Origin of the sequence: Enterococcus montenegrensis (genome assembly GCF_029983095.1) — a bacterium.
GTDB classification, from domain to species: Bacteria; Bacillota; Bacilli; order Lactobacillales; family Enterococcaceae; genus Enterococcus_C; species Enterococcus_C montenegrensis.
The window spans coordinates 2,616,567-2,631,797 of record NZ_CP120467.1 but is presented as its reverse complement, the minus strand read 5'-3'; the positions used below and the strand labels follow the sequence as shown (position 1 = coordinate 2,631,797).

Sequence of the window (15,231 nt, the reverse complement as noted above, 5' to 3'; positions counted from 1 at the left end):
GATATTTGATGAAAGAAAAAATAAGTTTTCTAATTTACGTTCTTTGTATTATTGTCGTTGCTGAATTCATAGGAGTGAAAAGTTTCGCGGTAGGATCATTTCATGTCAGCATATTGCCACTAGCATTTGCTGTTTTGTTAACGATGATTTTAGGAACAAAATTGCTTCGTCGAGGTCTTTTGCAAAAAATTTATACAACAGGAAATATAGAATTTGCTGGAACTAATATGATTTTCATTATGCTACCGTTGATGGCACGCTATGGTGCAGATGTTGCGCCAAAATTAAATGAAATTTTCCAGTTGGGCTGGGTCTTTATTCTTCAGGCAATAGGAAATATCGGAACGGTTCTATTAGGATTACCAATTGCGTTATTGTTGGGACTAAAAAGAGAATCAATCGGTGCAACACTGGGAATTGGTCGCGAAGGGGAATTAGCTTATATTTCAGAAAAGTTTAGTTTGAACAGCCCCGAAGGTCGAGGTGTTTTATCCATTTATTTAGTTGGCACGCTGTTTGGTTCAATTATTTTTAGTTTTATTCCACCGGTTATTAATATTCTTGGCTTTGATTACCGTGCATTAGCGATTGGAACGGGATTAGGTTCAGCAAGTATGATGACTGCTGCATCAAGTTCTCTAATACCGTTATATCCAAATCACGCTGAAACCATTTTTTCTTATGCAGCTGCTAGTCAACTAATTACAAGTTTTATGGGCACATATATAATGGTATTTTTATCAATTCCATTAATGAACGTTATATTCAATTTATTAACTAAGGAAAACGCGATAAATATTCCTCTTGGAGGTGTCAACAATGAATGAGATATGTAAATCACAACTAAGCAATCTAAAGATCCTCCTTTTAGGAGCGGGATTAATACTCTTTACACAGCAAATAAAGTTTATGAAGAATCCAGAATCTTTACCAGTAAATTTAGATACTATTATTGGCGTATTGGTCCTAGTGTCGTTTGCTTTTTTAGGAATGATTTTTGCCCAGGCGATGAAGAAGACTAAAATAAAAATATTAGCAGAATTTCCAGTGTTAGGATGGGTATCAATTATTTCGTTGGTGTTTTGTCTGGGTTCTGATTTTTTTATTGAAATAATTGGAAAAGTGGATTTTCTTGCAATTACTACACCAGTCTTAGCATTTGCTGGTATTTCTGTTGCTAATAGTCTGGGAGATTTAGGTAAAAATTCTTGGAAATATATTATTGTAGCAAGTTTTGTATTTATAGGTAGCTATGTTGGTCGAGTAATATTGGCTCAGCTGGGATTAATGATAGTGGGATAAGGTGGAGCTTATGAAGTATATTTTAGATATTGATACAGGAATTGATGATGCATTGGCATTGGCCTACTTAATTAGCGAAGTGAAAAAAGACATCCTGGGTATAACTACTGTTTTTGGTAATACAAGTTTAGAGTCTGCAACAATGAATACCGTAAATATATTAGAAATGTTGGAGCTAAGTTCGATTCCAGTATTTAAAGGTAGTGATTGTGCGATTGCTGAAGATCACTATATACAAAAAAGGGGCAGTAAAATTTTTCATGGTAGCAATGGTGTAGCAGATATTTCTTTAGGTGAGATAGTTCGACAAGATAATACGCAATCGGCGGCAGAGTTTATTATTAATTCAGCACGAAAGTATGGCGATAATTTGACAGTTATTGCAACTGGTCCACTAACGAACATATCCAAAGCATTAGACATAGATTCTGTTGCGATTGAGGGGATTAAGGAATTAGTGATAATGGGTGGAGCTTTAGTTGTTCAAGGAAATGTAAGTAGGGTGGCTGAGGCAAATTTTTTTCATGATGCTCATGCTGCGAAAAAAATCTTGGATAGTAATATTCCACTCCTATTAGTTGGATTAGATGTTTCATTACGGACCCTCCTAACCCGAGATGATGTCTCTGATTGGAAATTTGGAACTCGCAATCAACAGTTATTTTACCACCTTGTTGATTATTATATTTCTGCACACGAATTTGTTAACAGTGAAGCGGCTGGATGTGCCTTGCATGATCCTTTAGCAGTAGCAATCGCTTTAGATAATTCTAGAATATATAAGGTGCCACTGAAACTTAAAGTACTACTAGAAGAGGATCAACTGGGACGGATAGTCATGGATTGTGAAAGAATGGAATTCAATAAGCAACGGAATTGTTCAGTAGTACTTGATTTGGATGTAAAATATTATGAAAGTAAGATTTCGCGGAAATTAACAGAAGTATTAAGTAGTTAGATATTAGAAAAAAAGATAGGGGAACTTCTTCATAGATTATAAAGAAAGAATCGCAATAACTCAGCTATTAGAAGTTATTGCGATTCTTTAATTTCACTAAGCTTTTCGGCGCCGGGCGAATTCCAAGAAGCGAAATTTATCTAGTTTGTGGATGGATTCAGTGTACTCAAAGCAACGGGTATCTTCCAAAAATACTAAGCTGCGAACAAAGACCGCATGCTGTTCTTCCATGGATAATTCCATCAGTTCGCGGATTTCTTTGTCGACAGGTTCTACGGTAATCTCCTTTTGTGCATAGGCGATTACAAGCCCCAAGTCATTTTCTAAATAACCATAAAGCGAGTCTTCGGCTTTTTTAACTGGTAGTTCTGGAATAATAGTCATGGCTAAATAGTCTCGATCCAAAATCGCAACTTCACCGTCGATTTTTCTTTGTCGCACGAGCTTCCAAGCTTCGCTTGCGACCGGCCAGTCAGTTTTTTGACTAAGGCTAGGAGAGACGGCAACTTTTTTTAGTTCCACAACTTTGGTTTCATTTGGAATGTGTTGCGCTTCTTGTAGCTCTTTAAAACTGGTTAGACCAGAAATAGGAAAGTCAAAGCGGTTAATGTCTAAGACGATTGAACCTTTTCCTTGTTTTTTTTGAATATAACCAGCATCTTTTAATAAATTTAGTGCTTTGCGGACAGTTTCCCGTGAGACATTGTATACCTTAATCAGTTGATTTTCACTTGGTAACAATGATTGTGGGGGATATTCACCATTTAGAATCTTTTGTTCCAAGTCTAAAAAAATCTCCCGAAATTTATTCATTACGTCCCCTCCCAGTCCTCATTGTAAAAAGCATTTGTGTAAAAAGCAACTTACTTTCGCAAAATCTATCTGATTTGGCGTATATTTTCATGAAGTGCTAAAATTATCAGCGCTGATAGGCACCCATTATTTTTGTAAGAGCTCATCGATGTTAAGTTCGGTTAATTCATGGCAAGTCAAGTCAGCGCCGTGTAAAGGTTCACCGGATAAAACACCCACGGCGTACATACCACAAGCTTTAATTCCGTCAATACCAGCTTGAGCATCTTCAAAGCCGACTGCTTCTTCTGGTTTAATATTTAAAAGTTCAGCTGCTTTAATGAAAATTTCTGGATCAGGTTTACCTTTGTGTAAAGTTGCTGGATCAACGATACCGGCAAATTGATCTTTCACTCCTAATTTTTCTAAAATAAAAGGTGCGTTCTTGGAAGCAGAAGCAATGGCACAGGGAATTTGTTTGGCATTGGCAGCGTCTAAAAATTCTTTGACACCTGGTAATAGGTCTTGTGGCGTTAAAGATTGCAATAGTTCAACATAATGAGTATTTTTCTTAGCGGCTAATGCTTCTTTTTGATCCATTGTAAAGTCGTTTTCTTTGCCACCATGGGCCAAAATGCGGTCCAAAGAGTCCATCCGGCTGATTCCTTTTAACTGTTCATTGAATTTTAAATCAACGCCCACTCCAATTTCAGCACCTAAATCGCGCCAAGCAATAAAGTGATATTTTGCTGTGTCTGTAATAACGCCATCCAAATCAAAGATAAAACCTTTTTTCATAAAAACTTTCCTCATTTCCTTTTTTTGTTTGTAAAAAGCTGCAGGCTAAATCCCGTTTTTAGTTTTATGACCTACAGCTACGATTATTTAATATGAAACCGCTGTTTTCACGCCTGCCTCTAGTGTAACAGGTTTGCCGCAAACTTTAATTGTAATTGTCTCGTCAGCTGTAATAATAATTTTTCTGTGGGTTAAGGCAATAGCAAAGTGGACACCGCGAATTTTTAATTTATAGGAAAGGGATTCCCAAGCTTTTGGCAAGTTTGGTGTTAAGTTCAAGACTTCTTGACGAATATCCAAACCAGCAAAAGTAGTTAATGGAATATAAAGTGTGGCCGCCATCACACCTGCGTGAATTCCTTCGGCAGTTGTACCACCTTGAATATCGCGATAATCAGAATAAAGTGCCTCTTTATACAGTTGCCAAGCCAAATCTTGGTCATCAACCATTGCCGCAAGCTGTGCGTGCACGACACGAGATAAAGTGGAACCATGGGAAGTTCGTGCTAAATAATAAGCCAGATTCTTCGTTACGTAATCAGCTGGCAAGTCATAGTTTAAGTCTTGTAAGATTTCATCCACTTTTTGTTGCGGAAAGTTATAGAAAATCATCAAACTGTCAGCTTGCTTAGCCACTTTGTATTCGTCAGCAGAATGGCCTTCTGCGTTTAAAATGCGATCCATGCGGTAAACATTGCCATATTTTTCTTGGTAATAATCCCAATCTAAATCCTTTAAATTAAAGTAGCCTTCAAATTGGGCAATAATCCCGTCTTCGTTAATTTCCAAGGCCAATTTATTTTTAATATCTTTCATTCGGTGCAATGTTTCAGCCGAGATGCCGGATTTTTCGACAGTTGCCGCAAAGTCGGTTGGCAAAACTTCTTGTAGTCGTGCAATTTCTTCAAACAGCCAAACGACCATCATATTCGTATAGGCGTTGTTTTTTAGACCGCCTTTTTCAGAATTGGGATAGCTTTCGTGAAACTCGTCAGGTCCCATGACATGATCAATGGAGTAGCGTTCTAGTTTTTCATCCCAAATTGCAGCACTTTCCCAGAAGTGAGCAATTTCTAGCATCAATTCTAAACCGTATTGCTTCATAAAATCTTCGTCTTGAGCGTTATTAAAGTACTGCCAAATATTATAAGCAATAGCTAAAGAAACGTGACGTTGCAGGCGACTGTGATCTTCTTTCCATTTGCCGCTGATCGGATTCAAGTGTAGTTCTTGTGATTGTTCAGTACCCTCTAAACCAGACTGCCATGGGAACATGGCCCCTTTATAGCCCGCTTTTTTGGCATCGATTTTAGCTGCTTTTAACCGACGGTAACGGTATAACAGAATTTCTCGCGCTGTTTTTGGAAAATGAATAATATAAAACGGTAAAATAAATAATTCATCCCAAAAAATATGACCGCGATAAGCTTCTCCGTGTAATCCCCGTGCGGTAATTGAAGCATCTAAGCCTTTATTTCCATTAGGTGACGCGGAACAGAGCAGGTGATACGTGTGGAGATTTAATAATTTTTGGCTCATTAAATCCCCGCTGACTGTAATGGCTGCTTTGTCCCACAAAATTTGCCAAGCGATAGCTGATTGCGCTGCACTGGTTTTAAAATCAGGTAGCGTAATTGTATTCAGATCAATTTCAAAAGGGGACTCTTCTTTACGGCGTTGGGCCACACTTACGGTTTTGTCTAAGCTGTACCAAGTATTTTTGGCAGCAGAAAAGGTAATTTTTTGACGGATCACTTTATCTGTCTGCGTATTTTCCAATTGCGTTAAATCAAGGGTATCACTGAAAAGTTCAGAATACTTGGTGACTGTAATCTCAGAAGCTTTTGTTTTAGCCACTAAGAGGGCTTTTTTGCCTGTTGCGTGAAGTCCCGTAATATCCAAATGGTCTTTGGTTAAACTGCGGTAACGGGCGACATTGTAGTTATAGACGTCGCCATCTGCTTCTGTTACGACCGTGACAGTACCAGAAAAGTTTAGCGGCATAAAAGCATAATGGATGCTGTATTGCGCTGTATGTTCCATGTTGGCGATTTTTTTGACTTTGATGGCAATATCTTTACCAGACTTTGTGGTCACGATGGCATTAGCGGTAAATAGACCGGTTTTCATATGCAATGTTCGCGTTAATTTTTTGATTTGATCTTTTTCAAAAGCAATTTTTTCATCGTCAACAATCAAGTAAATTTTCTGCAAGTTGGGTGCATTTACAAAATCTTCGTTATAAATTGTCTGATCTGCCACGATCGAAGCTGCAGTGTTATATAGGCTGGCTAAATAAGTAGCAGGGTAGTGGTCATCGCTAATTTCCATTTCCGGCATGGTTCCCCGCAATCCCATAAATCCATTGCCGACCGTTAAAAGTGATTCAACCGAATATTCGTCTTTTCCTGGACGATAGCCGTGATAAGTCACTTGCCATTTTAAGTCTTCGGCAGCTTTAGTAAAATTATCTGTTGCTAAAACAAAAGGTAAATTTAGTTTTTCTGTTAACCACTGACTTAGTTCGAAAATGCCATCAGGTTGATCTAGTATGACCTCATCTCCTGTGATCATTCCACCATTTATTGCTGTGTCAGTCAGGATAGCGACTAATTGCTGCGCTTTTTCGTTGACAGTTCCTGTTACAGTCAGTGTTTCTGTTGGTAAAGTCACTTGCCAATTCTTTTTGTGTGTATTTATTTCTGCCAGCTTCATAAAATGCTCCTCTCTGATACTTGTCTATACATGTAGCTTAATTATAAGACAAGTTGATAACGATTTCAACTGTTAAAAGTAAATTTAAAATATAATGATAATAACAGTGGAATTTGAAATTGAAAAAATTGCTATTTTAAAGTGTGATAATTTCACGCTTTATATAAGGTAAGTAATTTTTTAAAATGAGAAAATTACGTTTTTTGTTAATAAAACGCTTGCAAAAAAATGGTATGCAAGGTATGATTGCTTTAGTTGATGAACTTATATATACAAGTTTTAAAAATGAAAGGGGTTTTAACAATGGGAAAATTCCAACAAGATGCTGAGCAATTGTTGAAAGAATTAGGCGGTAAAGAAAATATCGCTGCAGTTACCCACTGTGTTACACGGATGCGCTTTGTTTTAAATGATGATAGTAAAGCAAATGTACCGGCCATTGAAGATTTGTCGAGTGTCAAAGGCACATTTACAAACGCTGGACAATTTCAAGTTATCATCGGCAATGAAGTGCCAGATTTTTACAATGATTTTTCAGCAGTATCAGGAATTGAAGGCGTTTCAAAAGAGGCTAGTAAAGCTGCGGCTAAACAAAATCAAAACATTGCACAACGCTTAATTGGCGTTTTGGCAGAAATATTTACGCCATTATTACCGGCCATTATCGTTGGTGGTTTGATGCTAGGTTTCCGTAACTTTTTAGAAGGTGTGCCCCTAGAGATGCTGGGTGGTCAAACGATTACACAATCATCTGTTTTTTGGAATGGTGTTAATGGTTTCTTGTGGCTGCCTTGTGAAGCAATTTTCCACTTCTTACCTGTGGGTATCACATGGTCAATTACGCGTAAAATGGGAACAACACAAATTTTAGGGATTGTTTTAGGGATTACATTAGTTTCTCCGCAATTATTAAATGCTTATGCTGTAAATGGTACGAGTGCTGCTGATATCGCTAAAAATTGGACGTGGGATTTTGGTTTTTTCACCATTGAAAAAATCGGGTATCAAGCGCAAGTGATTCCAGCAATGTTGGCTGGTTTCATGTTGGTTTACTTGGAACGCTTCTTTAGAAAACACATTCCAGAAGCAGTTTCGATGATTTTTGTACCGCTGTTTTCATTATTACCAACAATTTTGGCTGCACATATGATTTTAGGCCCAATTGGCTGGCAGATTGGTTCAGGAATCTCTTACGTTGTAAACGCTGGTCTATCTTCATCTTTCAGCTGGTTGTTCAGTTTAGTCTTTGGTGGTTTGTATGCGCCGTTGGTTATTACCGGGCTGCACCACACCACATTAGCCATCGATTCACAATTAGTAGCTGATTTTGGATCAACAAACTTATGGCCAATGATTATGTTATCCAATATTGCGCAAGGTACAGCAGTATTAGCTGTTTACTTCCAACATCGCGGCAACAAAAAAGAAGAACAAATTTCTGTCCCGGCAACTATTTCTGCTTACCTTGGGGTAACAGAACCGGCAATGTTTGGGATTAACTTGAAGTATGTCTATCCATTTGTAGCTGCCATGGTGGGTTCTGCAATTGGAGGCATGTTGATTACCATTACCAATACTCGTGCTTTGGGAATTGGGGTCGGCGGTCTACCAGGCTTCTTGTCCTTTAAGATTGAAAATTATCCAATGGTATTTATTTCCATGCTGGTTACAATGGTAATTACTTTTGTAATGACCTTTGTCTTCCGTAAGGTTAAAGTTTTGAATAAATTGGAACCACAATTAGACGAAAGCGGCTTTGCTATGGCAACTGCTGGCGGAGCAGCTGTTAGCGTGACTCATCCAGCTGAAGGAGCCAGTGTTTCAGATAACGCTCCGGGAGTTGTGACAAAAGAAGATATTTTTGCTCCGGTAGAAGGGGAAGTTATCGCTATCGGTCAGGTATCAGATCCAGTCTTTTCGCAAAAAATGATGGGTGACGGTTTTGCCGTTAAACCTAAGGCACAAGAAATTTATGCGCCAGTGCATGGTAAAGTCATGAGTATTTTTGAAACAAAACACGCAATTGGCATTAAAACGCCAGGAGGTGCTGAAGTTTTAGTTCACATGGGCTTAGACACTGTGGAATTGAAAGGCGCACCATTTGAGGTGTTAGTTAAAGTTGGCGATACCGTTACGCCGGATACATTATTATCACTTATGAATTTAGAGGAAGTATTAGCGGCAGGTAAAAAAACAGACGTCGTCGTTGCCTTTACCAACACTGAAAAAATCGCCGGCTTCACCTTAAATAAAACCGGTGAGATTGCCCAACAAACTAAAATTGGTGAAGTTGAGGTAATGGAGTAGGATATTTAGTAAATAATATAAGCCCGCACTGTTATGGTGTTGGGCTTATTTTTTTAATTAAAAATCAACTAATCATAAAATCTGGTAAGGTAGAAGAATAATTCTTCTACCTTACTTTTTCGTCCGATGGTTAAAGTTATTATTAAGGCGTGACAAGAGATAATTTAATGTGTGACAAATTCTGATATGAAAGCGTGAACAAAGTGACTTGAAAAGATTTTATAATGAAAAGTGCCAGGAGGTAATACAAATGAATGAACGTATCCGGAAAATTCTTTCTTTATTGATTCGCAATCCTGAGTTAAAAATGAATGATTTAACAACAAAGTTAAGTTTAACTAAGCGTCAAATTAACTATGCTATCAATACTTTTAATAGTGAATTGGAATTGAAAAAAATTCCAAAGATTAAACGAAACCATAGTGGAGATTTTGAAATTCCATTAGAAGTTATTCAAATGCTGACAGTTGAAGAAAATAAGCAGAATTTTTATAGCATCGCTGATGGTTTATCTGAAAGTGATCGGGCCGCTTTGATCTTAATGCTTTTAGTAACAGATACTGGCTATGTTGGATTGGATCATTTTATAGATTTGTTAGATGTTAGTAAAAGTACAATTATTGAAGATTTAAAGAAGTCAGAATGGTTGGCATCCAAATATGAGTTGGAGTTAGTTTACGATCGAATAAATGGATACAGTTTAAAGGGGTCAGAACACCGCCTTTTGCAACTAATGTCTGATATGGTTCACCAGCATCCTATTTTTCAAGAGGACAAGGTGCGTGATTTTTTAGCAACAAATGTTAGCGAAGAAGAAATTATCCATCTTATTCATGGTATGGAACAAATGCTGCACTTGAGTTACTCAGACGAATCGGTAGACTACTTGCAATCGGCAGCGCGCTTTTTAATTAGTCGTGGTTTACGAGAAAAAAGTAATTCAGACTTTTTACAAGAACGCGTCAGCCAAACTCCTGAATTCAAGTTGCTACAAATATTAGTGAGTGAAACAAGTTGGCAGTTAAATCAAAAATACTTGGAGTGGCTAACATTATTATTTTTAACTTCCAATATTTTTGAGAAAAAAACAACGCAAGATTTTGATTCCGACTTACAACTACGACGTCTCATTCACCAAATGGTAGAAATATTTCAAAATCAGACATTAATTGTGATAGAAGACAGAGAAAGTTTTGAACGGAGAATTTTGAATCATTTACGACCTGCCTGTTTCAGGATTCGATATAACTTGAGTCTAGGTGTATATTCGTTAGAAAATTTAATCCAAGATAGTAATCATGGGATTTTAGTGGAATTGATGAAAGAACTGATTACACCGATTGAAAAATGGTTGGGCAAAGCCTTTCCTGAGGATGAACTAAACTTATTGTCTTACTATTTTGGCTTCCAGTTAACAAGTCACAGCAAACATCAAAAGCAAAAACCCAGAGCTGTTGTTGTTTGTACGAATGGTGTAATGGTTTCAAAGTTGATGCGAGAAAGTTTAAAACAGTTGTTTCCAGAGATCCATTTTCTAGCTTCATTTTCTGTTAGAGATTTTTATCATTTTGAAGAAGATTATGATTTGGTTTTTACCACGACACCGTTAAAAACTAATTTAGTCCAATTCATTGTTGATCCGATTATGTCGTATAAAGAGCAGATTAGTTTACGTTATCGTGTACTAAGCGATTTGGGAATTGATCAGATGGATCAGGCAGTGGATGAGCTAATTGGAATTATTCAAAAACATGCCAAAATTAGCAGTCTACGTAATCTAAAAGAAGAATTGCAATATTTTCTATTGCAAGCGAATAACAATACGTCTTTAGAAAACCATAAAGTGTTACCAGCTTTAACACATTATTTGAAGCCTAATTTTATCACCGTTATAAATCAGCCAGTTATATGGCAAGATGCAGTGAAAATCGCGTGTCAGCCTTTACTGGAAAGTCGCATTATTGATGAGCGATTTTATGAGGATTGTATCCGTCAAATTAAGGATGTAAATTACTCTGGTTATCTTGGAAGTCAAACCTGTATTCCTCACACAACCACAGATCATGGTGTTTTAAGAGATGGTGTAAGTTTGTTGATTAGTCCAGAACCAATAGAATTTCCTGGCGGGCATCAAGTGTCTTTGGTTATGCCACTTGCTTTTTATGATTTAACAAGACATCTGCGTGCAATTAATCAAATTGCGGCCATTAGTGAAAATGATGAATTGATTCAAAAATTGAAACAATCCGACGAAGTCACGAGTTACCAATTAATCCGACAACATACGTAACGAAGTAATTGAAAGGAGAAAAAATGAAATTAGAAGAGTATCCCAAATTGACTATTATTATGCGAGGTTATTCTTTTGAACAAGCCGAGGCGATTTTAAAAGCAATGAACGGTTTTGAAAAAGATTATGCCGTAGAGATGACCTTGAATACAGAAAATGCATTGGAAAATATTAAACGGTTAAACGCCCAATTTGGTGACAAAATAAAGATTGGTGCTGGAACTGTTCGAACAATTGAAGATGCTAAAGCAGCCTATGCAGCAGGTGCAAAATTCCTTTTGGGACCACATGTGTTTACAAAAGAAATGTTAGCGTTTGCTAATGAAAAAAATATCTTGGCAGTTCCAGCGGCAATGACGCCTTCTGAAATTGATGAGATGTTTAAGAATGGTGCTGACATTGTTAAAGTTTTTCCGGCAGCGGTTGTGACTCCGCGTTTCTTTAAAGATGTTCAAGCACCTTTGGGAAAATTACCATTGATGGGTGTCGGCGGAGTGAGTACAGATAATGCAAGAGCATTTTTTGAAAATCAGGCCAGTTATTTAGGGCTTGGTTCGGGCATGTTTAACAAAGAAGATTTAAAAGAGTTAAATATCCCCAATTTAGCAAAATCGCTGCAATTATTATTGGAAAGGATAAAATAATAAATTTTCAGGTGAGTTTTGAGGAGGAAAACAGATGGAAGTATATCTTCATGAAGAATTAGTCTTTCGTGATCTTGACGTAAAGGATGCAGATGATGCTTTGGGTTATTTAGCAGAGCAATTATTTGAAAAAGGTTATGTAAAAGAAAAATATATTGTAGCAATTAAGGAAAGAGAAAAGGAATATCCAACTGGATTGCCTTCAACCCAACCAGCTGTGGCAATTCCGCATGCGAATTATGAGTTGGTAGAAAAAACAACCTTAGCTATTGCAACATTAAAAGAACCAATTGAATTTCACAATATGGAAGAAAATGCAGCGACACTACCTGTTCAAATTATTATCATGATGGCGATTGGCGAGCCCCATGGTCAAGTAGAGATGTTACAAAAAATTGTGGGTTTAATTCAAGATGAACCATTAAGACAAGAAATGGTCAATGCTCGTAATGATCAAGAGTTATTAAAACTAGTAAAAACAGCAATTAATTAAAAAAATAAATTGGAGGAATTTATTATGAAAAGAATTTTAGTAGCTTGTGGAAATGGAATTGCAACGTCAACAGTAGTCGCTTCAAAGGTCAAAGATTATTTAACGGAACATGGTGTACAGGTTGAAACGACACAGACAAAACTAATGGAAGTGCCTGGAAAAGTTCAAGGCTACGATTTGTTAGTAACGACAGGTCAATTTGATGGGCAAACAGGAGATGTTCCTGTGGTTAAAGGCATGCCAATCTTAACGGGAATTGGCGCAGATAAAACGATGGAAGAAATCTTAGCAAAACTACAAGACTAATCAATAAATCGGAGGTAGAAGACTAACATGAATATTATTATGAGTGTATTTAATTTCTTCATTGACGCTGGTCCAACCGTAATGTTGCCGGTAATTATTACAATTATTGGATTGATTTTTGGGTTGAAAATTACCCGAGCATTTAAGTCGGGGTTGACGCTAGCAATTGGTTTTGCAGGTATCAAATTGATTTTAGACTTTATGACCACCAATGTTGGACCAGCTGCAAAAGCGATGGTAGAACGAACAGGTGTAAAACTAGATGCTTTAGATGTCGGGTGGGGATCAATTGCCGCGGTAACGTGGGCATCTCCTATTATTGCCGTTTTAATTTTTGCAATTTTAATCGTTAATATTGTGTTATTGATCTTGAAAAAGACTCAAACATTAGATGTCGATATTTGGAATTATCATCACATGGCAATTGTTGGGGTTATGGTGTACTTCGTAACAAAAAATGTATTTCTTGGCGTGGGCGCATCTGTTGTAATGGCAGTTATTACCTTTAAAATGTCTGACTGGTCACAGCCGTTAGTAGAAGATTTCTTTGGGATACCAGGAGTATCTTTACCAACCGTGTCGGCATTGTCTTCACTTGTAATTGCATGGCCACTAAATTGGCTGTTGGATAAAATTCCTTTTTTCCGCAAATCAAAATTCACTATTAAAGACGCACAAAAATACTTGGGATTTTTTGGTGATTCAATGATTATGGGCTTGGTTATCGGCTTAGTGATTGGTTTTCTAGCTGGATATGACATTAAAGCTGTACTGCAATTAGGTGTTAGTATGTCGGCAGTTTTGGTTTTAATTCCAAAAATGACAGCGCTATTTATGGAAGGCTTAATGCCAATTTCTGATGCAGCACAAAAATGGTCACAAGAAAAATTCAAAGGCCGTCGCTTATTTATTGGTTTGGATGCTGCAGTAGTTGTCGGCAATCCCGACGTTATTACGACGGCATTGATCATTATTCCATTAACAATTGCAATGGCTTTAGTGTTACCTGGAAATCGCGTATTGCCGTTTGCTGATTTAGCAGTAGTGCCTTTTCGCGTAGCGATGGTTGTTGCTTTAACACGAGGCAACTTATTGAAAAATATCGTGATTGGGCTAGTTGTAACAGCGTCATTGCTGTGGTGCGGCACTGCAACTTCTCCAATTTTAACGGCGATTGCAAAACAAGTAGGCATTGATCTAGGTTCAAGTTCGATGCTAATTTCATCATTTGCTGCAACCTCAATGATTCAAAGCTATTTAGTATTCTTAGCATTTTCTTACCAACCACTTATTGGTATTCCGATTTTACTTATCGTATTTGCCGCAGCTTGGTATTATTTTGATAAAGTAAAACACATCAATAAAGAAACAGAAGAGCCTGTTACAGAATAAGATGAGTAAAATTTCAAAAAAATTCATGCTATTCAGACTGTTAGAAATTAACAGTCTGAATAAAGGAGCGAAGATACTGTGAAAATATCAAATATTACCGTATACAAAGTGAAACCACGTTGGATTTTTGTAAAAGTTTCGACAGATGAGGGAATTGATGGTTGGGGGGAAATGATTTCTGGTACCAAAACAGAAACTGTCGTAGCAGGTGCTTACGAAATTGGAAATCGCTTGATTGGCCGTAATCCTTTTGAAATTGAACGATTATTTCAAGAAATGCACCGTTCCTTTTTCCGTGGTGGCCCAATTAATGGCACGATTATTTCTGGATTAGAAATGGCATTATGGGATATTAAAGGGAAAGCTTTCAATGTTCCTGTCTATGAATTGTTAGGCGGCGCTGCCAGAGATAAAATAAAAGTCTATTCATGGATTGGCGGCGATCGCCCTAGCGAGGTTGTGGAACAGGCGCAAGATCGGTTTGATCGCGGCTTTACTGCGGTAAAAATGAACGCAACAGAAGAGTTACACTACATTGATTCTTATGAAAAAGTTGATGAGGTCGTTGAACGCGTGGCATCTATTCGTGAAAGATTTGGGGATAAGATGGCGATTGGTGTTGATTTCCACGGTCGGGTTCACAAACCGATGGCTAAGGTGTTGGCAAGAACTTTAGAACCTTATCATCCAATGTTCCTAGAAGAAGTTGTGTTACCAGAAAATGAAGAACATTTCAAAGAAGTCGCTAATTCAGTTGCCGTACCATTAGCAACGGGCGAACGATTGTATACGCGTTGGCAATTTAAGAATATTTTCAAGCAAGGTGCTATTGATATTATTCAGCCAGACGTTGCTTTGTGTGGCGGGATTTTAGAAACACGGAAAATTGCTGCTATGGCGGAAGCTTATGACATGGCCGTTGCACCTCATGCACCATATGGACCGGTAGCATTAGCGGCAACATTGCAAGTAGATGCCTGCACACCGAATGTTTTCATTCAAGAACAAAGTCTGGGTATTCACTACAATAAAGGGTTTGACTTATTAGATTTTGTCAAAAATAAAGAGGTTTTCCAATATAAGGATGGTTTCGTTGATTTGCCGGATAAACCTGGCTTGGGTTTAATTATGGATGAAGATAAAATCAAAGAAATTGCACAAGAAGGTTTAGTTTGGACGAATCCACAATGGAAAAACTATGATGGTACCATAGCGGAATGGTAGTCATGAGTAG

13 protein-coding genes are annotated in these 15,231 nt (G+C 37.5%); 10 read left to right on the top strand and 3 right to left on the bottom strand.

The genetic code is table 11. From position 1 onward, the window contains the following. Positions 1-8 precede the first annotated feature (8 nt). From P3T75_RS12675 to P3T75_RS12665, 3 genes are read left to right on the top strand one after another with little or no spacing between them, the layout of a single operon-like run. Entirely contained in the window at positions 9-827 is an 819-nt protein-coding gene (locus P3T75_RS12675) for a DUF3100 domain-containing protein (protein WP_282461777.1), read from the top strand. Continuing rightward, positions 820-1,302 (top strand): hypothetical protein, encoded by a 483-nt coding sequence (locus P3T75_RS12670; RefSeq protein WP_282461776.1) that lies wholly within the window; start codon positions 820-822, stop codon positions 1,300-1,302. The genes P3T75_RS12675 and P3T75_RS12670 overlap by 8 nt, the downstream gene beginning before the upstream one ends. Before the next feature lie 10 nt (positions 1,303-1,312). Continuing rightward, entirely contained in the window at positions 1,313-2,260 is a 948-nt protein-coding gene (locus tag P3T75_RS12665; RefSeq protein WP_282461775.1) for a nucleoside hydrolase, read from the top strand. Between the two features lie 96 nt (positions 2,261-2,356). Here the strand turns inward: P3T75_RS12665 and treR are convergent, their stop codons facing one another. From treR to P3T75_RS12650, 3 genes are all read right to left on the bottom strand, one after another. Next, positions 2,357-3,073, bottom strand: coding sequence for a trehalose operon repressor (treR, locus tag P3T75_RS12660; protein WP_206902632.1), 717 nt, complete (start codon positions 3,071-3,073; stop codon positions 2,357-2,359). A gap of 126 nt (positions 3,074-3,199) precedes the next feature. Next, positions 3,200-3,850 (bottom strand): beta-phosphoglucomutase, encoded by a 651-nt coding sequence (gene pgmB / locus P3T75_RS12655; protein WP_230709608.1) that lies wholly within the window; start codon positions 3,848-3,850, stop codon positions 3,200-3,202. 87 nt (positions 3,851-3,937) lie between these two features. Next, on the bottom strand, positions 3,938-6,565 hold the full coding sequence (locus P3T75_RS12650; RefSeq protein WP_282461774.1) for a glycoside hydrolase family 65 protein: 2,628 nt from the start codon (positions 6,563-6,565) through the stop codon (positions 3,938-3,940). A gap of 303 nt (positions 6,566-6,868) precedes the next feature. Between P3T75_RS12650 and treP the strand changes: the two genes are divergently transcribed. From treP to dgoD, 7 genes are all read left to right on the top strand, one after another. Beyond that, positions 6,869-8,872, top strand: a complete 2,004-nt coding sequence (treP, locus tag P3T75_RS12645) for a PTS system trehalose-specific EIIBC component (protein ID WP_282461773.1) — start codon at positions 6,869-6,871, stop codon at positions 8,870-8,872. Between the two features lie 250 nt (positions 8,873-9,122). Continuing rightward, positions 9,123-11,162, top strand: a complete 2,040-nt coding sequence (locus P3T75_RS12640; RefSeq protein ID WP_282461772.1) for a BglG family transcription antiterminator — start codon at positions 9,123-9,125, stop codon at positions 11,160-11,162. Between the two features lie 23 nt (positions 11,163-11,185). Then, positions 11,186-11,806 (top strand): bifunctional 4-hydroxy-2-oxoglutarate aldolase/2-dehydro-3-deoxy-phosphogluconate aldolase, encoded by a 621-nt coding sequence (locus P3T75_RS12635; protein ID WP_206902626.1) that lies wholly within the window; start codon positions 11,186-11,188, stop codon positions 11,804-11,806. A 34-nt stretch (positions 11,807-11,840) separates the two neighbouring features. Then, positions 11,841-12,299, top strand: a complete 459-nt coding sequence (locus P3T75_RS12630) for a PTS sugar transporter subunit IIA (RefSeq protein ID WP_282461771.1) — start codon at positions 11,841-11,843, stop codon at positions 12,297-12,299. A 24-nt stretch (positions 12,300-12,323) separates the two neighbouring features. Beyond that, on the top strand, positions 12,324-12,605 hold the full coding sequence (locus tag P3T75_RS12625; RefSeq protein ID WP_206902624.1) for a PTS sugar transporter subunit IIB: 282 nt from the start codon (positions 12,324-12,326) through the stop codon (positions 12,603-12,605). A 27-nt stretch (positions 12,606-12,632) separates the two neighbouring features. After that, positions 12,633-13,997: a PTS galactitol transporter subunit IIC gene (locus tag P3T75_RS12620; protein ID WP_206902623.1), complete on the top strand. Its 1,365-nt coding sequence runs from the start codon at positions 12,633-12,635 to the stop codon at positions 13,995-13,997. A 78-nt stretch (positions 13,998-14,075) separates the two neighbouring features. Continuing rightward, the gene (dgoD, locus tag P3T75_RS12615; protein ID WP_282461770.1) at positions 14,076-15,221 is read left to right on the top strand and encodes a galactonate dehydratase; all 1,146 of its coding nucleotides are present in this window, start codon (positions 14,076-14,078) and stop codon (positions 15,219-15,221) included. Positions 15,222-15,231 lie beyond the last annotated feature (10 nt).